A 22,633-nucleotide genomic window follows, 5' to 3' on the forward strand; every position below is an offset into this window, starting at 1 on the left:
TCATCGCTGCGCCGCTCAGCCGTGGCTGTCCAGTTCCTGCACGCGCGGCTGGTACCAGCCATCGCCGAGCGGATCGAACACGGTGCTGCGTTCCATCGGCCCCTGGTAGACGTGCAGCGACACCGCGATGTTCTCGCTGCTGGCGTTTCGCAGGGTGTGGTATTCGTGCGGCGGAATCAGGCTGCCGGCGCTGCCTGTTTCGCCGTACAGCACCGGCTGCGCAGCAAACCGCCAGCGCGGGCCATGCTGTTCCAGCAGCGCATAAGGGGTAACCCGCAGATCGCCATGCCAGACTCCTTCCACGCACCACATCGCATCGTGGTCATGCAGCGGCGTGCCCTGCCCCGGGCCCCAGCACATCGCAATCACGCTGTAGCCCAGCGTGGGGCTGCGGTGCAGTTCCCGACGTGCGTAGCGACCCTCCAGCGGCTGGTAGACGCAGGAAGGCAGTTCGATATCCGGATCATGGATCGCCTGCCGCAGCGTGTGCTGCAGCGCGCGGGTGATCGCTCCGGCATCGCCCTGCCCGACCGCGGCATCCAGCGCCGTGATCAGTCGGTCTTTCCCGCGGAAGGCCGGTGGGGTGAGGTGCAGATCCATGCCTGCAGTCTAGGCGAGTGATGTATGCGGAACGTTCGCAGGGTGTTAACAGCAGCCGAGAGCGCCTGTTTCCGTACGTGGCCGGCGCAGCGCAGGGGTGGGCAACCTGGGGGAGAGGAGCTGGATGCGTCAAGGCAGCAGGAGCGGGCGCAGGGCGGGGACGCTGCGTGCAAGCTCTTCGGTCATGATCGTGGCGAACACATCCGCGCCCTTGTCGCCCAGGTGGGTGTAGTCGAAGGCCCGCTTGGCCTGCCCCATCGGTTCCAGCAGCGCGTGCTGCGCCGCGTGGCCGGCCGCGCTGCCAGGAGCGGCAGCGACGGTGGTGCCGGTCAGTGCGGCCGCGACCTGCTGCTGCGACGCGGGCGCCTGCGCCAGCTGCATCGCCAGCACCGGGCCCATCGCCTGCACCAGTTGGCGGCTGCGCGCATGCAGGTCGACCAGCGGCACATCCAGTTCGGCGGCCACCGTGCGCACGGCGTCTGCCCAGGGGCCCAGGTCGTCGATCAGCGTGCCATCGGCAAACTGGCGCCGGGTCAACGGCGTGACCAGCACCGGCACCGCGCCGGCCGCGCGTACCTCGGCGACGTACCGGCGCAGGTTGTCGGGGAACGCATGCCGCAGGTCGGTGGAACGCCCCGGCTTGCCGGGCTGGTCGTTGTGGCCGAACTGGATCAGCACCCAGGTAGTGGCATAGCCGGCCGTGCGCATCTCCGCTTCCACCAGCGCCCATGAGCCTTCGGCGCGGTAGTTGTAGGTGCTGCGTCCGCCGCGCGCCAGATTCGTGCAGGCGGCGAAGGACACCAGGTGGTCCGCACAGAAGCGCGGTCCCCAGCCCCCCTGCACCGCCGTGGTGGAGTCACCGACCAGGATGACCTTGCTGGCGCGGATCGGTGTTGGCGCCGGCCGGTCGGCGGGCACTTCGGCCAAGGCCGGCCGTATGACGCAGCAGAAGAGAAGCAGCAAGCGCAGCATGACGGGGACAGGTAGCGCCGAGCCATGCTCGGCGGGATGCCTGAAGGGAACAGGGATCATCAACAGCTCCTTTGAACAGGACTCAGAACGTGCCGCGCTGCAGGAACGGTGCCTGCCGATACAGCTCACGCTCACCGCCACGCGGGTCGTCAGCCAGCGTGCTGCGCACATCGAACAGCAGCGTCTGCCGGCGTGGCAGGCCGTACGGTTCCCAGTGCGCCAGGCCGGCGTGGTTGGGGTCGCCCTGGCGGGCGAACTGCAGCAGTGCGCTGCTCATGGTGGCCGCCAGTGCGCGTGCCTGCGCGCCATCGCCACTGCGTGCACCGGGCTGGGCGGTGTTGTCGAACACCAGCGGGATATCCAGCGTGTGGAAAGCGCCGAGCCTGCCGCCGTCCAGCGGCGAACCCCAGTCCAGTTGGTAGGCCCAGGTGGGCGCCGCACCGACGCCCTGGCGCGCGCGCGCTTCCAGCTCTTCCACCGCCCCGCGCCATGAACGTCCGGCGGTGGTGGCGGCGAAGAACACCTGCGACGGGGTGTAATCCGGATACATCCGGCGGTACGCGTCGATCACCCGCTGTGGGCGCAGGTCGACGTACTGCTCCCGTTCCAGCTTCGCCGGCAGGGTGTCCCAGGTGAGTTCGTGGTTGGCCGGATCGTTGCCGAGGAACGCGCGGGTCTCATCGCGCGTGTTGCCGATCACCATCGGGATGTGCGCGGACTGCGCCGGCGCTTCGGGGAAGAACGGATGCACCGGCAGCACCACATCATCCAGCACCGGCCCCACGTACAGCCCGCTGGTCTCGATCCGCGACGGATCGCGCGCCTTGCCGGCGGCCAGCAGCGCGGCCGGGGACAGACGCAGCAGCGCCTGGACGTCCTTCGCGCCGGCCGCTTCCATGGCGATGGCGGTACGCTGCGCGGCGGCGCGCGGGCCGGCGGCGGTGACCTGCTGGCCGCTCATCGTCCAAGCCCGCTGGAACAACCCCTTCGCCGCGGGCATCGCCATCAGCGTGGCGATCTTCGCGCCGCCTCCTGACTGGCCGAACACGGTGATGTTGCCCGCATCGCCGCCGAAGACCGCAGCATGCTCGCGCACCCATTGCAGGGCCTGCACCAGGTCGAGCTGGCCGACGTTGCCGGACGCGGCCATGCGCGGGTCACCGAGTGCGCCCAGGTACAGATAGCCGAACAGATTGAGGCGATGGTTGACCGTCACCACCACCACGTCGCCGCGCCGGCACAGCGCGCCACCGTCGTACAGCGGGTCACTGCCGGAGCCATTGTTGAAGCCGCCGCCGTGGATGTAGAACAGGATCGGCCGCTTGCCGCCGTCGCCGAGCGCCGGCGTCCAGACATTGAGGAACAGGCAGTCCTCGCTGCCCGGCCCTTCGCTACCGCCCTGTGGCGCGGCGGCTCCGTAGTCCAGTGCATCGGCGGTCCCGCGCCACGGCATCTCCCGGCGCGGTGGCTGGAAGCGGTAGGCGGCGGTGTCGGCGCCATAGCGAAGCCCGCGGAACACACACATGCCGTGTTCGCGCTGGCCGCGCACGCGCCCCCCGCGCACCCGCGCCAGTACCTGCTGGTCGGCGTGCAGGCCAGGTTGGGCCAGTGCGGTCGGCAGCAGGGAGGTGGCGGCGGCAGCGGACGCCCAGCGTGCACTGTCGCGGAGGAAGCGGCGGCGTTGCAGGTCGGCGTGATCGTCGTTCATGGGTGACCCTCCGGGGTCTGGGTCTGGGCGCGCAGCCAGCGCTGCGCGATGTCCGGCCACAGGGCCGTGGTCGAATCCGCGGCGGCGCGCATGCCGAAGCCGTGGCCACCGTGGGCGAACACATGGAGTTCGTGTTCCACGCCCGCCGCTGCCAGCGCACGCGCCATCAGCAGGCTGTTGTCGACGCTGACGACGCGGTCATCGGCCGCGTGCAGCAACAGGGTGGGGGGCATATCCGCACGCACCTGGTCCTGCATCGAGTACCGGCCTACCAGGGCCGCGTCCGCCGGGTCGCCGATCAGGCGCAGGCGAGAGCCACTGTGCGCGTGCGGTCCCATATCGATCACCGGGTACACCAGCACGGCGCGGGAAGGCCGCGCGCTGAGCCGGTCGGCCGCATCGGCTGGCGGGTAAACGGGGGTGTCGAAGCCGGTGGCCAGGCGCGCGGCGACATGCCCACCGGCTGAAAAGCCCATCACCGCGATGTCTTCCATGTCCAGCCCGCGGCGTGCTGCGGCGGCGCGAACCACGCGCATCGCGCGCTGCGCATCGGCAAGCGCCGCCTGGCGGTCGCGGCCGGTCTCGGGCAACCGGTAACGCAGCACGAACAGGGTATAGCCGGCGCGGTCGACCCACTGCGGGACCAGCCCGGTGCCTTCCTTGTCGATCACCACGCGCTGGTAGCCGCCGCCTGGTATCACCAGCAGCGCCTTGCCATTGGGCTGCGGCGGGGCATGCACCACCAACCACGGCGCATCGATCTGGTCGACGTAACGATCGGGCCGGGCCAGGTCCGCACTGCGCTCCACCACGTGAAGTCCGCGCGCGGGGCCGCTTTCGCCGGGAACCTGTCCCGCTGGCCACAATGCGATGTGCTCGCCGGCGGCCTCTTCGGCCCCCGCAACGGCTGGCGGCGGTGCGCGCTGCGCCGCAGCGGCAGCAAGGGCCGGTGAAGTGGCCAGGGACAACGAACAGAGCAGCGAAAAAAGCGTTGATCTCATGCGGCACAAGGCTCCCGGAGCGATGACAGGTGACCGTTGGCCACCTCCGTCGTGCCTTCTGACGCACTGCACATTGCCAGATGACACCGGTTTACCATATACACGTCATCCGAACGCTGTCGATGCGCAGCGCAACAACGCCAAAGGGAGAGCCTCCTTGAGCAACGAACCCGGCAACATGGACCTGCCAACCGCACCGGCGGCCTCCGCCGACCCTGCCGCCATCGCCAGCGCCTTCACCGGTGCGCGCCGCGCGGGCGCATCGTTGGCCGATTTCCCCGGTCAGATCCCCGCCGACCTGGTCAGCGCCTATCACGTGCAGGACCTGGCAATCGGCCAGTGGGAGCACGAGGTGGTCGGTTGGAAAGTCGGCTACATCGCCGAAGAACGCCGCGACAGCTCCGGAGACGACCGTCTGCTGGGCCCGATCTTCAATAATCGGCTGCAGAATGCTACCGGTGGAACAACGCTTGATATCGCGGTCTTCGAAGGCGGCTTCGCAGCGGTCGAAGCCGAGTATGTGATCGAACTGCTGGAAGACGCCCCGGCCGACCAGCTGGAGTGGACGCCGGAGCAGGCCGAAGCGCTACCGGCCCGCCTGTACATCGGTGTGGAGGTTGCCAGCAGCCCGCTGGCCACGATCAACATCCTCGGCCCGCTGGTGGTGGTGTCCGACTTCGGCAACAACAACGGGCTGCTGCTGGGACCGGAAATTACCGACTGGACCACGCGCGATGACAGCGAACTGCGCGCTGAAACGCTGATCGAAGGCGAGGTGGTCGGCACCGGCGGTGCAACCCGCCTGCCCGGCGGCCTGCGCACCGCGATTGCCTTCGCGCTGTCCCGCTCGGCCAAGCGCGGCCGTCCGCTCAAGCGCGGCGAACTGATCGCCACCGGCAATGCGACCGGTATCCACGACATCCGCGTAGGCCAGACGGCAGTGGTGCGGTTTGCCGGTTTCGGAGACATTGCCTGCCGGGCCGTCGCTGCGGGATGACCGCAGCGGCCCGGTGAACACGCGCGGGAGGGCGCAGATGATCACACGTAGAAATTTCCTTGCCACCAGCCTCGGCGCGCTTGCCGCACCGGTACTGGCCGGCTGCAGCAAGACGGGCGACAGCGTGGCCGGTGGCCACCTGCTGACCGCCACCGACGTGCACGTAGCGGACTATCCCACCGTGACCGCGGTGAAATGGATCGGCGATACGCTGGAACGCGAGACCGGCGGACGCCTGCGCCTGCGGCAATACCACTCCGGGCAACTGGGCCGCGAATCGGAAGCGATCGACATGGCCCGCTTCGGCGCCATCGACATCACCCGGGTGTATTCCGGCGCGCTCAACAACGCCTTTCCGCTGACCCAGGCCCTGTGCCTGCCATACGTATTCGACTCGGTGGCGCACATGCGCGCCGCGCTGGACAGCGGCGTCGCCGAGGCGGTGCTGCGCGGCTTCGAAAGCCGCGACCTGGTCGGCCTGGCGATCTACGATTCCGGTGCGCGCTGCTTCTACAACACCAAGCATCCGATCGTGTCCCCGCAGGACCTGCGCGGCCTGAAGCTGCGCGTCGCATCGTCGGACATCTTCATCCAGCTGATGCGCCTGTTCGGCGCCAACCCGACCCCGATGTCGCTGGGCGACACGTTCTCCGGCATGGAGACGCACATGATCGACGGTGCGGAAAACAACATGCGCAGCTTCCATTCCAGCCGTCATTTCGAGGCTGCGCGCTACTGGTCGCAGAGCGATCATTCGTATGCGCCGGACGTATTGTTGATGTCGCGTGCCAGCTTCGACCAGCTGCGGCCGGACGATCGCCAGCTGCTGCTGGAAACCGCGCGTGCCTCGGTGAAGGTCATGCGCCAACAGTGGGATGCTTCCGAAGATGCCGCGCGCAAGGCGGTGCTCGACTTCGGCATCAAGGCCAACGAAGTGGACATGCCGGCCTTCCGCAAGGCCGCTGATCCGCTGCTGCAGGAGTACCTGAAGCAGCCCGAGCTGGCCGCCATGGTCAGCCGCATCCGCGATCTCGCCTGAGGAACTCCGCCATGACCGACATGACGACGGGCACCGCCCCGATCGCCCCCGGCGCAGGACAGCGTCTGCTGGACCGCATCGCCGACTTCGCCATCTACATCGCCGTGGCCGCCCTGCTGGGGCTGGTGGCGGTGCAGGGCTGGCAGGTCTTCGCCCGCTACGTGCTCAATGATTCACCCAGCTGGACCGAGCCGGTGACCCTGCTGCTGCTGAGCACCGCGATGAGCCTGGGTGCGGCCTGCGGCGTGCACACCAACCGCCACTTCGGCTTCTTCCTGCTGGCCGCCTACATGGGCCCGCGGCTGCGCCGCACGGTGGATACCTTCGTGCAGCTGGTGATCGGCGTGCTGGGCGCGTACCTCGCGGTGTTCGCGATGGTGCTGCTGCGCGACGGCCTGGACATCAAGGCGGCCGGTGCCAACCTGCCGCAGAGCATCAACTACCTGCCGCTGTCGGTGGGCGGGGCGTTGATGGTGCTGTTCGCGCTCAACCGTGCCTGGCGGGTCCATTTCCCGCTCGCGGTGGTAGCCGTCGAAGACGCTGAAGGAGATCGTTGAACATGGGCATTACCCTGCTTTTCCTGGTGTTCGCCGGCCTGCTGCTGCTCGGCGTGCCGGTCGCCTACGCGCTGGCTGCGGCCGCGCTGGCCACCCTGCTCTACCTGGACATCCCCAGCATCGTACTGGTGCAGCAGATCTCCGCCGGTACCGGCTCGGCGTCACTGATCGCGATTCCACTGTTCATCTTCGCCGGTGAGATCATGATGCGCGGCGGCATCTCCGAACGCCTGATCGCGTTGGCGTCCTCGCTGGTGGGACGCATGCGCGGTGGCCTCGGCCAGGTCTCGATCCTGTCTTCGCTGTTCTTCGGCGGTGTGTCCGGTTCGGCCATCGCCGATGTGTCTGCGGTGGGCGGCACGATGATCCCGCAGATGGTCAAGCGCGGTTACGACCGCGACTTCGCCGTCAATGTCAGCATCACCGCCGCGCTGGTGGCGCTGCTGGTGCCGCCGTCGCACAACCTGATCCTGTTCTCGGCTGCGGCCGGTGGTGGCCTGTCCATCGCCGATCTGTTCGCTGCAGGCATCGTGCCGGCGCTGCTGATGACGCTGGCACTGATGGTCACCGGCTACGTGGTGGCGCGTCGTCGTGGCTATGGCGTGGAAGTGTTCCCCGGCTGGCGAGCGGTGGCCCTGCGCATCTTCTCCGCCCTGCCCGGCCTGGGCCTGGTGGCGTTGATCTTCGTCGGCATCCGTGCCGGCATCTTCACCGCAGTGGAAAGCGCTGCCATCGCCGTGGTGTACGCGTTGCTGGTCACCACCGTGCTGTACCGGCAGCTGCCGTGGCGGGAGTTCTTCGGCACGGTCATCCACGCTGCGCGCAGCACCGGCGTGATCCTGTTCGTGATCGCCACCGCCGCCGTGTTCGGCTGGCTGCTGGCCTTCCTGCAGGTACCGGTCGCGGCGGTGGACTTCCTGCAGTCCTTCGCGCACAGCCAGTTCATGGTGCTGTTGATGATCGTGATCATGCTGCTGCTGCTGGGTACCTTCATGGACCTGGCACCGATGATCCTGATCTGCACGCCGATCTTCCTGCCGGTGGCCAAGGCCTACGGCATCGATCCGATCCACTTCGGCCTGGTGCTGGTACTGACCGGTGGCCTCGGCCTGGTGACGCCACCGGTGGGCTCGGTGCTGTTCATCGGTACCGCCATCGGCAAGATCAGCGTCGGCGAAAGCATGCGCAGCATCTGGCCGTTCTGGTTCGCCGCGCTGGGCGTGCTGTTGATCGTGACCTTCTTCCCCGGCCTGTCGCTGTGGCTGCCGCACCTGCTGCGGGCCTGATGTGGGCGGAAGGCGTGGCGACCCACGGTCGTCACGCATCGAAGGACGTGTGGCGACCACGGTCGCCACCTACACATGTTTCCTGGGAGGGAAAACGATGCAGTTCAAGCACACCCTGAAGATCCTGCTGGCCGGTGGCCTGCTGTTGGCTACATCGGCCGTGACCGCCGCAGAGCCGGTGGCCGCGACGAACTGGAAACGCGGCATCGAGAACCAGCGACAGGCCGATCTCGGCAATGGCACGTTCCTCAACCCGGTGTTGGCCGGTGATCGCCCGGATCCGTCGGTGCTGAAGGATGGGGATGATTACTACCTCACCCTGTCCTCCTTCGATGCGTATCCGGGCCTGCCGCTGTGGCACTCGCGCGATCTGGTCAACTGGCAGCCGCTGGGCCATGCGATCACCAGGAATGTCGGTGCTATCTGGGCACCGGACATCATCAAGCACGAAGACCGCTACTACATCTATTTCCCCGCGCGCACCGGCGAGACGCGGAGCAACTTCGTGGTCTGGGCCGATGACATCAAGGGGCCGTGGAGCGAGCCGATCGACATCGGCCTGGAGAAGTACATCGATCCGGGCCATGCGGTCGGTGAGGACGGCAAGCGTTACCTGTTCCTGAGCGGCGGCGACTACGTGCAGTTGGCCGACGACGGCCTGAGCGTGGTCGGCACCCCCAAGCACGTCTACGACGGCTGGAAATACCCGGAAAGCTGGGACGTGGAGGCGTACGCGCAGGAAGGCCCGAAGATCAACTTCCGCGATGGCTGGTACTACATGACCACCGCGGTGGGCGGTACCGCCGGCCCGCCGACCGGCCACATGGTGATCGTCGCCCGTTCGCGCTCGATCCATGGGCCGTGGGTGAACGACCCGAACAATCCGATCATGCGCACGCAGTCGGCCGCCGAGCCGTGGTGGTCGCGCGGGCATGCCACGGTGGTGGAAGGCACCGACGACCGCTGGTGGATGATCTACCACGGCTATGAGAACGGCTATTGGACGCTGGGCCGCCAGGCCCTGCTGGAACCGATCGAGTGGACCGCCGACGGCTGGTATGTCGCCAAGGGCGGCGACCTTGGCCAGCCGCTGCGCAAGCCCTCGGGAGAGTCGGTGGGACAGCATGGCATGGCCCTGTCGGACCCCTTCACCGGCAGCAAGCTCGGCCCGCAGTGGTCGTTCTTCAACCCCGCACAGGATGAATACAAGCGGCTGGGCTTCAGCGGCAACGGCCTGGTGCTGCAGGGCAAGGGCGAAACCCCGCGCGACAGCTCGCCGCTCACCGCCATCGCCGGCGACAAGGCCTACCAGTTCGAGGTCGAGATGGATGTCGCTCCCGGCGCAGTCGGCGGCGCCCTGCTGTACTACAGTGACCGCCTGTACGTGGGCGTTGGCAGCAACGGCGAGAAGTTCATCATGCACCGCTATGGTGAAGAGCGCCCTACCCGCCTGCCGCCCAGCAGCACCGGCGGCAAGCTGTGGCTGCGGGTCACCAACAACCGCCACATCGTCACCATCCACTCCAGCACCGACGGCCGCACCTGGCAGAAGTACCCGGTTCAGATGGAAGTGTCCGGTTACCATCACAATGTGGCGGGCAAGTTCCTGGCCCTGAAGCCGGCGCTGTACGCGGCCGGCGACGGCGCGGTCACCTTCCGCAACTTCCGCTACCGCGCGCTCGACTGAGCGCGCGGCTAGAATCCCCCGGCCCCTCGAGTCGAAGACATGTCAGTGCGCAACAGCAACGATGCCGCCAAGCCGGCAGTAATGAAAGGCAAGGCGGCAACGATCAACGACATCGCGCGGCTGTCGGGGGTCTCGAAGAAAACGGTTTCAAGGATCATCAACAACTCCCCGCTGGTGCGCAAGGACACGCGCGAGAAGGTGGAAACGCTGATGCGCGAAGTCGGCTACACGCCGGATCCGCTGGCACGTGGGCTGGCCTTCAGGCGCTCGTTCCTGATCGGGATGGTGTACGACAACCCGACCGCGCAGTACATCGTGGACATGCAGTACGGCGCACTGGACGCGCTGCGCGGTTCCAGCTTTGAACTGGTGGTGCATCCCTGCGACAGCCGCAGCCCCGGCTACATCGAGGGCGTCTGCCGCTTCGTGCAGCAGCAGAAGCTGCACGGGGTGATCCTGGTGCCGCGTGCGTCCGAAGACCAGGCGCTGGCCGATGCCCTGGAAGAGATCGGCTGCCGCTTCACCCGCATCGCCTCGCTGCCGCTGGATGAAACTTCGCAGATGGTGGTCACTCATGACCGCGATGGCGCCGCCGAGGCGGCCGATTACCTGCTGTCGCTCGGCCACCGCGATATCGCGCTGGTGACCGGCCCGAGTGCCTACCGCTCCGCCCACGAACGCACCTCCGGCTTCATCGAGGCGCTGGCCAAGCGCGGCATCGAGCTGCCCAAGGACCGCATCGTCGAAGCCGGTTACACCTTCGAATCCGGCGTGGCCGCGGCGGAAAAGCTGCTGCTGGGCAAGAAGCGCCCAACCGCCATCTTCACCGGCAACGATGAAATGGCCGCCGGCATCTACAAGGTCGCGCTGCGTGCGGGCATCAACATCCCGCGCGAATTGTCGATCATCGGCTACGACGACAGCCCGCTGGCCTCGCGCCTGTGGCCGTCGCTGACCTCGGTGCGGCGGCACACCCGCGACACCGGACGCACTGCTGCGGCGATGCTGATCCAGCCCGATGGCCAGCCGGCGATGCAGATCGCCAGCGTGCGCCCGCACCTGATCGTGCGCGATTCCTGCCAGCCGCCGCAGGACGAATAAACCGTAAACCCCCGCCCCGCAAGGAAGAAAAGGCACCTTGCGGTGCAAAATGACACCGGTGTCCAAGGCCGTTAGAATGGCCGCCACACCGCGCCGGCGCCGAGTCATCGGCCCGTCCCCTGCTCTGGAGAAGCCATGTACTGCAAGACCCATTACGCCACCCATCCCGATGCCATCAAGGGCGCCAGCAATGACGACCTGCGCGACCTCTACCTGCTCGATGGGCTGTTCAACGCCGATGCGGTGACCCTGAAGTACACCCACTACGAGCGCTTCGTGCTCGGCGGTGCGGCGCCGGTCAACGGCCCGGTTTCGCTGCCCAAGCAGACCGAACCGGCTTCGGCCGCCGGCCATGCGTTCCTGGAGCGTCGGGAGCTGGGCGTGATCAACGTCGGCAGCGGCAGCGGCACCATCACCGTCGATGGCACGACCTTCAAGCTGGGCCCGAAGGACGGTCTGTACGTGGCCATGGGCAGCGAAGACGTGGTGTTCGCTTCGGACGACGCGGCCAACCCGGCACAGTTCTACCTGGCCTCGACCCCGGCGCACGCGCGCTTCGAGACCAAGGCGCTGTCGATCAAGGACGCGGTGGCACTGGACCGCGGCGCGCTGGAAACCAGCAACGAGCGCACCATCTACCAGTACATCGTGCCGGCCACCTGCCAGTCCTCGCAGCTGCTGCTGGGCCTGACCGTGCTGAAGCCGGGCAGCGTCTGGAACACCATGCCGCCGCACCTGCATGACCGCCGCAGCGAAGTGTATTTCTACTTCGACCTGGGCCAGAACGACCGCGTGTACCACTTCATGGGCGAGCCGGAAGCGCAGCGCCACATCGTCATCCAGAACAACGAAGCGGTGGTGTCGCCGCCGTGGTCGATCCACATGGGCGCCGGCACCAGCAACTACGCCTTCATCTGGGCGATGGGCGGCGAGAACCTGGATTACACCGACATGCACGTGCTGGACATCTGCCAGCTCAAGTAAGCCTCAGTTCCGCCGCCGGCATCCGCGCCGGCGGCGGTCCGTCCATCGTGCGGCGAGCGCACGTATCCACAAGGAATGCATCAATGGCTAATCCGTTCAGTCTGGAAGGCAAGGTCGCGCTGGTCACCGGTGGCAACACCGGCCTGGGGCAGGGTATCGCTGTGGCATTGGCTGCCGCAGGCGCCGACGTAGCCGTGGCCGGCATCGCCCCGCCGACCGACACCGTGGCGAAGATCACCGCGCTGGGCCGCCGCTGCCTGGCCATCGAAGCGAACCTGATCAGCATCGAGCCGGTCGAGCGCGTGGTGCGCGAAACCATCGAAGGCCTCGGTGGGCTGGATATCCTGGTCAACAACGCCGGGCTGATCCGTCGCGCCGACGCGGTCGACTTCACCGAGCAGGACTGGGACGACGTGATGAACGTCAACATCAAGTCCGCGTTCTTCATCTCGCAGGCGGCCGGTCGCCATTTCATCGCCCAGGGCCACGGCAAGATCATCAACATCGCCTCGATGCTGTCCTTCCAGGGCGGCGTGCGCGTGCCGTCGTATACCGCCAGCAAGAGCGGCATTGCCGGCATCACCCGCCTGCTGGCCAACGAATGGGCCGGCAAGGGCATCAACGTCAATGCGATCGCCCCGGGCTACATGGCGACAGACAACACGGCCGCCCTGCGCGCCGATGCAGACCGCAACAAGTCGATCCTGGAGCGCATCCCCGCCGCACGCTGGGGCAACCCGGAAGACCTGGCCGGTGCTGCCGTGTTCCTGGCCTCGTCGGCGTCGGACTACGTCAACGGCGCGGTGCTGCCGGTCGACGGTGGCTGGCTGGCGCGGTAACGCGGTAACACCATCGCATTCGCGCTGGCGCTCCCACGGTTTGCGCTGCAAACCGCGGGCCCCGCGTCACCCTGCTTCCAGACCCCCACCGCTTCGCGGTCGCCCCCTGACTCAGGGGGCTTTCCTCCAGATGCAAACCGGGGCCGGCATTGCCGAGGTGCACATCGTGCGTTTGATGCTCTTTCTGCTTCTGTTCCTCGTCGCTGCCACCGCACACGCTGCGCCGGTGCGGGTGTTCATTGCCGGCGATTCGACCGCGGCCGAGTACGGGCCGGAGCGGGCGCCGCAGGCGGGCTGGGGGCAGATGCTGCAGAGCTACCTGGATCCAGCGCGCATCGAGGTGCGCAACCATGCCAAGGGCGGCCGCAGCACGCGCAGTTTCATCGCCGAAGGACGGCTGGACGCCATCGCCGGCGAGCTGCGCAAGGGCGATGTGCTGCTGATCCAGTTCGGCCACAACGATGCGAAGTTCGAAGACCCCTCGCGCTATACCGATCCTGCCGGCGACTACGCCGCGTTCCTGATGCGCTACGTGCAGCTGGCACGCGACAAGGGCGCCACGCCGGTACTGATCACTCCGGTGGCACGCCTGTTGTACGACTTCGGTTCACTGCTGGATACGCATGGCGTGTACACGCTGGCGATGAAACAGCTGGCCGCGCGCGAGGACATCGCGCTGATCGACCTCAACGACCGTTCCACGCGCTGGATCCGGGCGCTGGGTGAGCAGGGCGCCAAGCCGTATTTCCTGTTCGTGCCGGAACAGCAGAAGGCTGATGGCACCCATTTCAGCGCGGCAGGCGCGAACGCGGTGGCCTGCCTGGTGCTGCGTGACTGGGTGGAACTGCAGCCGGCAGTGAAGCCTGCGCTGGTGCGTGACATCGACTGTGACGTCAGCGGCGGCGCGGGGCAGGGCAGCGACCCGCAGCGCCCGTCGCAGGTCGTGCACGAAGACGACCTCGCGCGACCCCAGGCCGGTCCGCATGGCGGCGCGGGTCCGACCACGGCGTATCCGTTCTTCGCCGACGCCGAGGGGCTGCCGTTCGTGCTGCGCAAGCGCGTGCTGCACAAAGGCGCCGGCATCGGCCTGCATCCGCAGCACAAGGACGAGATCTACTACATCGTCAGCGGCAAAGGCTCGTACGTGCTGGATGGAAAGCAGTTTGATGTTCGCCCCGGGCATGCGCTGCTGACCCGCACCGGCAGTCGCCACGCCCTGCAGCAGCGTGGCGAAGAAGACCTGGTGGTGCTGCTGGCCTACCCGCGCTGACGTCACCGACCGATGACCGGTAGCGCCGACCCATGGTCGGCGAGCGCAGCGGCGGCTCCTGGCTTTCAAGCACCGCGCATGATCGGAGAATGTGGCGACCAACGGTCGCCACCCACCAAGCCACTACGCCACGCCTCAGACGTCGCCGCCGCTCGCCCAGCCATCCCCGGTACCGCGCTGGAACACGCGGTCGTCCGCCTGCACCTCGCCGGCCGGCAACTGCGGCTGGTCCGCCAGGCCGGCGTAGATCGGGGTGAAGTCCGGCGCAGTGGCCTGCATCAGCTGCTCGAAGCTGTCGATGACGAAGTAGGTCTTCTGGAAGGTATCAATGCGGTAACGCGTGCGCATGATGCGTTCCAGGTCGAAGCCGATCCGGTTCGGTGCCGGCGACTCCAGCGAGTAAAGTGATTCGCCCTTCGACGACACGATGCCTGCGCCGTAGATGCGCAGCCCGTCGGCGGTATTGATCAGGCCGAATTCGACCGTGTACCAGTACAGGCGCGTCAGGTTCTGCAGCGCGTCCGGGCCCAGCGCATGGGCCTTCACGCCGCCGCGCCCGTAGGCTTCCATGTAGTCGGCGAACACCGGGTTCATCAGTAGCGGCACGTGCCCGAACAGGTCATGGAACATGTCCGGCTCGGCGATGTAGTCGATCTGGTCAGGGCGGCGGATCCACCAGGTCACCGGGAAACGCCGATTGGCCAGGTGATCGAAGAAGTCCAGCTCCGGCAGCAGCCCTTCCACCCCGACCAGGGTCCAGCCGGTGGCCGCCGCCAAGGCCTCGTTGAGCTGGTCGAAGCGCGGGATCATGTCCGCGCTCATGCCCATGGCGTCCTGCGCATCCAGGAACTCCTGGCAGGCGCGACCGTTGAGCAGGTCGCGCTGGCGCTTGAACAGCGTGCTCCAGGTAGCGTGGTCGTCGGCGCTGTAGCTGTCCCACGGCTGTTCCACCACGGTGGTGGTATAGACCGGCACATAGCCCTTGTCGGTCTGCTGGTGCTCGACGCGGCGGGGAGTGGTCTGGTCCATGGAATGGCTCCTTGCGGGTGTCTGTCGATGCTAGGGCAGGGATCGCGCAACAGGGTTGCAAAGTTGCGCGTTGATCGCGTCCTGGCGCAATATCGTTGCGTCCATCCCGTGTTGCGAGGCAGCAATGGCAGGTGAAGTCCAGTTCGACCGCACGGATCTACGCCTTCTGGCCGAGATCCAGCGTGATGGCCGCGCCACCAACGCCGAACTGGCGACGCGGGTGAACCTGTCCCCTTCGGCCTGCCTGCGCCGCCTGCAGCGGCTGGAAGGCGAGGGCGTGATCGCCGGCTATGGGGCGCGGCTGGAGCCGAAGCACATCGGCCTGGGACTGCAGGCCTTCGTGCGCGTGCAGCTGGAAAAGCATGACCAGGCCGCCATCGCGCGTTTCGCCGACAGCGTGGTGGAATGGGACGAAGTGGTCGCCTGCCACGCGCTGACCGGCGACATGGACTACCTGCTGCAGATCTACGTGCGCGACCTGGAGCATTTCTCCAGCTTTCTGTTGGACAAGCTGCTCAATGCCTCCGGCGTGGCCGATGTCAACTCCAGCTTCGTGCTGCGCACCGTGAAACCCTTCCGCGCACTGCCGTTGTCGCAGCTGGGTGGGTGAACCGGTTTGACGGCAGCGATGCGGTAGCCGAGCATCGTCGGCAGCGGTAGCGTCGAACAGGGGCGTTGGCTGCAGCACCTCTTTCGATCATCGACATGCCCGACACCGCGTCTTTTACCGACACCACCCATTTCCTGCCACTGCGGCGGCGGACGCTGGCGCAGCACCTGGGCCGCGGCACGCCCCCGGCGACGCCGTTGGAACAGGCGGGTCTGCTGGCTGCCCAGCTGTGCCGCGTGCATGCCCATCCGGGGGCGCAGCTGGAGCGCCTGCTGCACGATGCGTGCGCGTTGTTCGCCGCCGACGACGGAAGTGCAGCCGTCGCGCAGCTGAGCGGGAAGGGCGGCCAAGGGCAGCCGGCGCTGGATGCGTGGCTGGCCGAGCTGGCCATGCACGGTGTGCTGCTGGCGCCGGACGAGGCCGTGGAGCGCTTCGTCGCCGCCTCGCCCGATGCCTATCCCGGCGCGGACTTCCAGGCCGCCTGCCAGGTCACCCTGGCCGAGCACACCATCCGTTACCCGGCCACCGCCGCGCCCGACGACGAGGACGAAGCGGTCGATCCCGAATCGTATCCGGACGAGGAGGCGCCGCGTGCCACCGGGGCCATCGAGCGCAACGGGCTGTTCACCAGCGAACAGGCGCGCGTGCTGCGTGCCATCGCCGCCAACCCGGAAGAACTGATCGACCTGGACGCCTACGCCGGTACCGGGAAAAGCCATCTGGTGCTGGCGCTGATGGACGCCCGGCCGGGCCGCTATACCTACATCGCGCCGTCGCGTGGCCAGGTAGAAGCCTTCCGCCCGCGGCTGCCCGCCGATTCCGGCACGCGCCTGCTGACCCAGATCGAACTGGCCAACCTGATGGTGCAGCAGGCCGCACGCAGTGGCCGCGGCAACGGCTTCGTGCCGACCTACCGGCTGAGCACGATCCCGGCCTGGGAGATCACCCGCCGGATCGGCCTGCAGGGCATCGGCCAGCGCGTACCCGAACAGGTGCTGATGACCGCCCTGGAGGGCATCAACCGCTGGTGCGCATCCGCATCGCCGACGCTGCAGGCCGCGCACTTCGACCGTTCGCTGCCATGGGCGATGCTCGACGCGGCGCCGTATCTGGCGGCCGCCGAGCACGTCTGGCGCTGCATGTTCGATGCCGGCGTGCAGAAGGGCGGTTGCCTCAGCCTCAATACCGGCCACCTCGGCAAATGGCTGGAGCTGCAGGGCGTGGCGCCGCCGGTCGGGCTGGGCATGCTGCTGGTGGATGAGGCGCATGAACTCAGTCCGGCCTGGAAGCAGGTGCTGGCCCGGCATGCGCCCGGCGTGGTCAGCCTGGGCGATCCGCACCAGCGGCTGGTCGGGCGCGCATCGCGCTGGTCGAGCTCCAAGGTGCTGGAAATGAGCCAATCGGTGCGCCAGGGAAGCCAGGTGGATGGCCTGGTCAACCAGTCACTGGCGCTGGATGACATCGGGGCGTCCAGCGAACGCTTCATGGGCGCCAGCGACCGCGCCACCGGTGTGCGCCGCTATGCCACGTGGTCGCAGGTGCCGCCGTCCGGGGCACGCCTGTACGGCAGCCTGTGGCGGCTGCTGCAGGAAGCCAACCAGCTGCTCGCGCAGGGCGCGCGCGTGCAGGTGCATCCGGCTTCGCTGCGCCTGCTGCAGAAAGAAGCGCAGGCGCCGATCGATGCGTGGCGAAGCGTGCGGCGGGGCGAGTCGAGCCGGCGCTGGGAGGCCTTCGTGGAAGCCTGCGAGCAGCGCGGGCAGGGCGATATCCCGGCGCTGTTTTCCGGTGGATTCGATTCAACCGCACTGGAGCAGCTGCTGGCGGCGCTGGTGCCCGCGCAGGACGCAGCCATCACGCTGTGCCTGGCCCAGCATGCAAAGAACCTGCAGTTCGACCGGGTGGCGATGTCGGCATGCTGCTTCATCACCGGCTACGAGACGCGCCAGGCGCACAGCCCGGTGCGTGCGGCCTACCTGGGGCTGACCCGTGGCAGCCAACAGCTGTGGCTGCCGGGCGATGCGATGGAACAGCTGCAGCTGAGCGCGCAGCGCCATGCCGAGACGCTGGAAACCCGGCGCATGGAAAAGCGCCGCGCCGCCGGGCATGTGAAGCGCTGAAGCGGTAGCGCCGAGCCACGCTCGGCGAGCGCAGCGGCAAAGGAGCAACAGGAGGACGGCCAGCGGCCGTCACTACCGAGGGTCAGCAGTCGGCTTTGCGGCCCATCAGCCGGCCCATGCGCGAAGGCTCATCGCACTTCGGCTTGGGCGGCGGCAGCAGGGCGGCGGCGCGCGCGCGCTGGATCTGCTCGATCTTCGCGCGGATCTGCGGCATGGCGGCCATCGCCGCCTTCTCGCCTTCCAGGATGGCCTTGCCGCGCTGGCTGAAATCGGACGCGCCGATATCCAGCACGCGCGGTCGGATGATGATGTCCGCGCGCGCCAGTTCCTGTTCGCCCAAACGCTGGCCCATGATCGCGATGGACTGGTTGACGATGCCCAGCATGCCGGTCGGCGTACGACCGCTGGCCTTGCTGGAGATATCCACGGCGACGACGAACTCGGCGCCGAGCTGGCGCGCTGCGTCCACCGGCACCGGGCTGACCACGCCGCCATCCACGAAATTGTTCTGGCCGATCTTCACCGGTTCGAACACGCCCGGAATGCTGCTGGACGCACGCACCGACTGGCCGACGTTGCCGCGCACGAACACCGCGCGCTCACCGGTTTCCAGGTTGGTGGCGACAGCGGCGAAGGGCTTCTTCAGCCGTTCCGCCGGCTTGTTGCCGACCTGTTGGTTGACGTAGTCCTGCAGCTTCTGGCCCTGCACCAGTCCACCGGAGAACAGGCGCACGTCGCGGATGCTGGATTCGTCCAGTGCCACCGCCTTGGTCTGCATCTCGAAGGCATCCATGCCGCTGGCGTACAGCGCACCGACCACGCTGCCGGCACTGGTGCCGGACACCACCACCGGTTCAAAGCCGTTGGCTTCCAGCATCTTGATCACGCCGATATGGGCGAAGCCCTTGGCCGCGCCGCCGCCGAGGGCGATGCCGATCTTCACCGGCTTGGTGGGCTGCACCACGGTGGGCGCAGGCGGCGGAGTGGGGCGGGCGTTCTCGCCACCACAACCGGCCAGCAGGCCGAGCAGGGCAACGGACAGCATCACACGGGTGCGGGAAAGACTCATCGGCAAGGAGACGCAGCAGGAAAGGGCGCCAGCATAGCGAAGCGCGGAGCCGCTGCGGGGGCAGTGGCTGCACGCATTCAGTTGGTAGTGACGGCCGCTGGCCGTCAATCGCGGTGGGTGACGACCGTTGGTCGTCACGGCCTTTCGGCCAGTGGCAGCAGGGTCACGGAGCAAGAGCGTGACGACCAACGGTCGTCACCCACCGGGCGGAGGGGCGCAAGCGGGCCGCTTTCCCCTCAGAAGCGGTTGTCGCCGTCCAGCATCCGGCCCAGGCCACCCAGTACCGAGCCTTCGCCACGGTTCTGGCCACCGCCCTGCGGCGCGGCCATCCACATCCGGCCAGCCAGCCGCGAGAACGGCAGCGACTGCAGCCAGACCTTGCCGGGGCCGGTCAGGGTGGCCAGGAACACGCCTTCGCCGCCGAACACCATGCTCTTGATGCCGGCAACCCGGCGCACGTCCATGTCCACGCTGGCGTGGTAGGCCACCACGCAGCCGGTATCCACGTCCAGCCGCTCACCGGCCGCCAGCTCGCGTTCGACGACGCAGCCGCCGGCATGGATGAACACCCAGCCGTCGCCTTCCAGCTTCTGCATGATGAAGCCTTCGCCGCCGAACAGGCCGGTCATGATCTTGCGCTGGAACTGCACGCCGATCTGCACCCCGCGCGCGCCGGCGAGGAAACTGTCCTTCTGGCAGATCAGCCGCCCGCCGTGCTCGTCCAGCTTCATCGGCAGCACCGTGCCGGGGTAGGGCGCGGCGAAAGCCACCTTGGCCTTGCCGTGGCCGGTATGCGTGTACAGCGTGGCAAACAGGCTCTCGCCGGTCAGCACGCGCTTGCCGGCCGACATCAGCTTGTCCATGAATCCGCCGCCCTGGCCGCTGTGCGAGCCGTCGCCGAACACGGTATCCATCTGCACCGCCGAATCCTTGAACATCAGCGCGCCGGCTTCGGCGATCGCGCTCTCGCCCGGGTCCAGTTCGATCTCCACGAACTGCATTTCATGGCCGACGATGCGGAAATCGATGTCGTCCGCGCGCTGGCCTCGCGCGCCGGGGCCCGGCACCGGCGGCGGCGCGCTGGACATGCCGGAGGCCGCGCCGCGCAGCTCCGGAACCTCGCCGATCGCCATCCAGCCGCTCATGCCCTGGCACCAGGCCAGCGCGCGCGGATTGGCCTGGGCGAAGCGGCGTGCGGCCTGCTCATCGAAGGGCCCAACGCGCTCGGCCTGGCCGGGGACATGGAAGTACCACTGGTTCATCGCTGTGATTCCAAGGGGTGCGGGAACGACGAGTCTAGCGGGCTGGCCAGCGCCCCGGCGACGGCCATGAACGTGCGGCATTTGCGGCCAGCGTGTTGTATTGCAACAATTATCTGGTAGCGCCGTTCCACCACCCCTCCCAACACAGCCTACCGCCATGTCCCCGAACCGTTCCGTCCACGACCGCCGACCGGTCGTGCGTCCGCTCGTTCTCGCTCTCTACGCCCTGCTGCCGCTGTCCGCAGTTGCCCAGCAAGCTCCGGCCAGCAAGGATCCGGTCGCGCTCGATGCGCTCACCGTGACCGCACAGCGCCGCGTCGAGAACGCCAAGGACGTGCCGGTGGCGATCACTGCGATCCAAGGGGAGAAGCTCGATGTCCTCGGTTCGGCCGGTGACGACATCCGCTTCCTGGCCGGCCGCGTGCCCAGCCTGAACATTGAATCGTCCTACGGTCGTGCCTTCCCGCGCTTCTACATCCGCGGCCTGGGCAACACCGATTTCGACCTCAACGCCTCCCAGCCGGTGTCGCTGGTCTACGACGACGTGGTGCAGGAAAGTCCGCTGCTGAAGGGCTTCCCGCTGTTCGACCTGGCCGGCGTGGAAGTGCTGCGCGGCCCGCAGGGCACGCTGTTCGGCCGCAACACCCCGGCCGGCGTGGTCAAGTTCGATTCGGCCCGTCCGTCGCAGGACGCTGACGGCTACGTCAGGGTCGCCTATGGCAGCTACGACACGTGGAACGTGCAGGGCGCCTACGGCGGCCCGCTGACCAGCCGCTGGTCGGCCCGCGTATCGGCCCTCTACCAGCGCCGCGACGACTGGGTAAGCAACACCCGCAGCGACGCACCGGCACAGGGTTTCGAAGGCTACGACGAAGGCGCTGCGCGCGTGCAGTTCCTGTACGAAGGCGACGGTTTCGAAGGCCTGTTCAACCTGCACAAGCGCAAGCTCAACGGCACCGCGCGCCTGTTCCGCGCCAACATCATCCAGCCCGGCAGCAACAAGCTGGTGGAAAACTTTGATCGTGATGAAGTGTCCACCGACGGGCAGAACTTCTCCGACCTGGAAACCTGGGGCGGCAGCGCGCGCCTGAAGTGGGATCTTGGCCGGGTCACCCTGCACTCGATCACCGGCTATGAAACCGCCGAATCGCTGAACCACGGCGACATCGACGGTGGCTACGGTGCCGCCTTCCTGGGCGCCGGCAACTATGGTCCGGGCTTCATCCCGTTCCCGTCCGAGTCGGCCGATGGCCTGCCGAGCCACCGCCAGTGGACGCAGGAATTCCGCGTCGAATCCAACGAATGGGGCCGTTTCGACTGGCAGGCCGGCGTGTTCTACTTCGATGAAGACGTCACCATCGACAGCTTCAACTACGACTCGCTGACCCCAGGCAATCCGCAGAGCGGCCATGCCGTGCAGCAGCAGCGCAACAAGGCGTGGGCGGCGTTCGCCTCCGGCGACTTCGACGTCACCGAGCGGTTCAAGCTGCGTGCCGGCGTGCGCTATACCCAGGACAAGAAGGACTTCACCGCCAGCGTGCTGCAGGCGGTCGCCGGTGGTACGCCGGTCAGCGGTCCGTACGTTGCCAACAGCGATGTGGACGATGTCAGCTGGGACCTGAGCGGTGTCTACGCGCTGACCGACAACGTCAACGCCTACGCGCGCGTGGCCAAGGGCTTCCGTGCGCCGTCCATCCAGGGCCGGCTGGCCTTCGGTGGGGTCACCCAGGCTGATTCGGAGAAGGTGATTTCGTACGAGGCCGGCATCAAGGCCGACCTGTTCGACCGCCGTGCGCGCCTGGGCTTCAGCGTGTTCCGCTATGACGTGGACGGCCAGCAGCTGATCGCCGTGGGCGGCACCAACAACACCGCCACGCTGCTCAATGCCGACAAGACCATCGGCCAAGGCTTCGAGCTCGACTTCGAAGCCTACCTGACCGACAACATGCTGCTGACCCTGGGCAGCAGCTACAACGACACCGAGATCAAGGACCCCAACCTGGCGGTAGCGATCTGCGGCGGCGGCTGCACCATCACCGATCCGACCACGGTGATCAACGGCGGCACGTATGCGCTGGTCAACGGCAATTCGCTGCCGCAGGCGCCGAAGTGGATCCACAACCTGACCCTGCGTGCTGGCTTCCCGGTCACCGATGCCAGCGAGTTCTACGTCTACACCGACTGGGCGTACAAGAGTGAAGTCAACTTCTTCCTCTACGAATCGCCGGAGTTCCGCAGCCGCAGCTCGCTGGAAGGCGGCCTGCGCCTGGGCTACAACTGGGATTACGGCCAGTACGACGTCGCTGTGTTCGGTCGCAACCTGACCGACCAGGTTCGGGTGGTCGGGGCGATCGACTTCAACAACCTGACCGGTTTCCTCAACGAGCCGCGTACCTTCGGCGTGGAGTTCACCGCGAAGTTCTGACCGACCGGGAAACGTGGTGGCGGCCTGAGGTCGCCACCCAGCTGATGGTCATCCACGGCGCGGATTCTTCCGCGCCGTTT

Annotated in this window: 19 protein-coding genes; 12 read left to right on the forward strand and 7 right to left on the reverse strand. The window is 67.4% G+C overall.

Annotated features, from left to right (window positions below; translation table 11 throughout):
• Window positions 1–15: 15 nt before the first annotated feature.
• The 4 genes from SOM47_RS14400 to SOM47_RS14415 form a co-directional block, all read right to left on the reverse strand.
• Entirely contained in the window at window positions 16–600 is a 585-nt protein-coding gene (locus tag SOM47_RS14400) for a cysteine dioxygenase family protein (protein WP_042612116.1), read from the reverse strand.
• 129 nt (window positions 601–729) lie between these two features.
• Window positions 730–1,572 carry a rhamnogalacturonan acetylesterase gene (locus SOM47_RS14405; protein WP_414715816.1) on the reverse strand — a complete coding sequence of 281 codons (843 nt, stop codon included), beginning with the start codon at window positions 1,570–1,572 and terminating at the stop codon, window positions 730–732.
• Window positions 1,573–1,654: 82 nt separating this feature from the next.
• Window positions 1,655–3,280, reverse strand: a complete 1,626-nt coding sequence (locus SOM47_RS14410; RefSeq protein WP_320505966.1) for a carboxylesterase/lipase family protein — start codon at window positions 3,278–3,280, stop codon at window positions 1,655–1,657.
• A complete protein-coding gene (locus SOM47_RS14415; protein ID WP_320505967.1) occupies window positions 3,277–4,281 on the reverse strand; it encodes an alpha/beta hydrolase in 1,005 nt (334 codons plus the stop codon). The genes SOM47_RS14410 and SOM47_RS14415 overlap by 4 nt, the downstream gene beginning before the upstream one ends.
• 178 nt (window positions 4,282–4,459) lie before the next feature.
• Between SOM47_RS14415 and SOM47_RS14420 the strand changes: the two genes are divergently transcribed.
• The 9 genes from SOM47_RS14420 (at window position 4,460) to SOM47_RS14460 (ending at window position 14,041) form a co-directional block, all read left to right on the forward strand.
• Window positions 4,460–5,278 (forward strand): 2-keto-4-pentenoate hydratase, encoded by an 819-nt coding sequence (locus SOM47_RS14420; protein ID WP_042612187.1) that lies wholly within the window; start codon window positions 4,460–4,462, stop codon window positions 5,276–5,278.
• Between the two features lie 37 nt (window positions 5,279–5,315).
• Window positions 5,316–6,317, forward strand: a complete 1,002-nt coding sequence (locus SOM47_RS14425; RefSeq protein WP_042612186.1) for a TRAP transporter substrate-binding protein — start codon at window positions 5,316–5,318, stop codon at window positions 6,315–6,317.
• Window positions 6,318–6,328: 11 nt separating this feature from the next.
• Entirely contained in the window at window positions 6,329–6,874 is a 546-nt protein-coding gene (locus SOM47_RS14430) for a TRAP transporter small permease (RefSeq protein ID WP_320505968.1), read from the forward strand.
• A gap of 2 nt (window positions 6,875–6,876) precedes the next feature.
• Complete coding sequence (locus SOM47_RS14435) at window positions 6,877–8,160, forward strand: TRAP transporter large permease (protein WP_320505969.1); 1,284 nt, start codon at window positions 6,877–6,879, stop codon at window positions 8,158–8,160.
• 97 nt (window positions 8,161–8,257) lie between these two features.
• Window positions 8,258–9,847 carry a family 43 glycosylhydrolase gene (locus SOM47_RS14440; protein WP_320505970.1) on the forward strand — a complete coding sequence of 530 codons (1,590 nt, stop codon included), beginning with the start codon at window positions 8,258–8,260 and terminating at the stop codon, window positions 9,845–9,847.
• A gap of 39 nt (window positions 9,848–9,886) precedes the next feature.
• Window positions 9,887–10,948 carry a LacI family DNA-binding transcriptional regulator gene (locus SOM47_RS14445; RefSeq protein ID WP_101101729.1) on the forward strand — a complete coding sequence of 354 codons (1,062 nt, stop codon included), beginning with the start codon at window positions 9,887–9,889 and terminating at the stop codon, window positions 10,946–10,948.
• A gap of 135 nt (window positions 10,949–11,083) precedes the next feature.
• Window positions 11,084–11,932, forward strand: coding sequence for a 5-dehydro-4-deoxy-D-glucuronate isomerase (gene kduI / locus SOM47_RS14450; RefSeq protein WP_042612109.1), 849 nt, complete (start codon window positions 11,084–11,086; stop codon window positions 11,930–11,932).
• A gap of 83 nt (window positions 11,933–12,015) precedes the next feature.
• Window positions 12,016–12,771: a 2-dehydro-3-deoxy-D-gluconate 5-dehydrogenase KduD gene (gene kduD / locus SOM47_RS14455; RefSeq protein ID WP_042612108.1), complete on the forward strand. Its 756-nt coding sequence runs from the start codon at window positions 12,016–12,018 to the stop codon at window positions 12,769–12,771.
• Between the two features lie 175 nt (window positions 12,772–12,946).
• Complete coding sequence (locus tag SOM47_RS14460; RefSeq protein WP_414715815.1) at window positions 12,947–14,041, forward strand: GDSL-type esterase/lipase family protein; 1,095 nt, start codon at window positions 12,947–12,949, stop codon at window positions 14,039–14,041.
• Window positions 14,042–14,176: 135 nt separating this feature from the next.
• Here SOM47_RS14460 and phhA read toward each other — a convergent pair whose 3' ends face one another.
• Window positions 14,177–15,070 carry a phenylalanine 4-monooxygenase gene (phhA, locus tag SOM47_RS14465; protein WP_320505972.1) on the reverse strand — a complete coding sequence of 298 codons (894 nt, stop codon included), beginning with the start codon at window positions 15,068–15,070 and terminating at the stop codon, window positions 14,177–14,179.
• A gap of 124 nt (window positions 15,071–15,194) precedes the next feature.
• Here phhA and SOM47_RS14470 point away from each other — a divergent pair, with 124 nt between their 5' ends.
• Complete coding sequence (locus SOM47_RS14470) at window positions 15,195–15,680, forward strand: Lrp/AsnC family transcriptional regulator (protein WP_042612106.1); 486 nt, start codon at window positions 15,195–15,197, stop codon at window positions 15,678–15,680.
• 95 nt (window positions 15,681–15,775) lie between these two features.
• Window positions 15,776–17,797 (forward strand): hypothetical protein, encoded by a 2,022-nt coding sequence (locus tag SOM47_RS14475; RefSeq protein WP_320505973.1) that lies wholly within the window; start codon window positions 15,776–15,778, stop codon window positions 17,795–17,797.
• Window positions 17,798–17,879: 82 nt separating this feature from the next.
• Here the strand turns inward: SOM47_RS14475 and SOM47_RS14480 are convergent, their stop codons facing one another.
• A complete protein-coding gene (locus SOM47_RS14480) occupies window positions 17,880–18,866 on the reverse strand; it encodes a patatin-like phospholipase family protein (RefSeq protein ID WP_320505974.1) in 987 nt (328 codons plus the stop codon).
• A gap of 236 nt (window positions 18,867–19,102) precedes the next feature.
• Window positions 19,103–20,128 (reverse strand): TIGR00266 family protein, encoded by a 1,026-nt coding sequence (locus SOM47_RS14485; RefSeq protein ID WP_320505975.1) that lies wholly within the window; start codon window positions 20,126–20,128, stop codon window positions 19,103–19,105.
• A gap of 157 nt (window positions 20,129–20,285) precedes the next feature.
• On the opposite strand from SOM47_RS14485, the gene SOM47_RS14490 reads away from it, so the two are divergent.
• Entirely contained in the window at window positions 20,286–22,553 is a 2,268-nt protein-coding gene (locus SOM47_RS14490; protein WP_320505976.1) for a TonB-dependent receptor, read from the forward strand.
• The last annotated feature ends 80 nt before the right edge of the window (window positions 22,554–22,633 follow it).

The sequence above is a fragment of the Stenotrophomonas sp. CFBP8980 genome (assembly GCF_034046095.1).
Taxonomy (GTDB): Bacteria; Pseudomonadota; Gammaproteobacteria; order Xanthomonadales; family Xanthomonadaceae; genus Stenotrophomonas; species Stenotrophomonas lacuserhaii.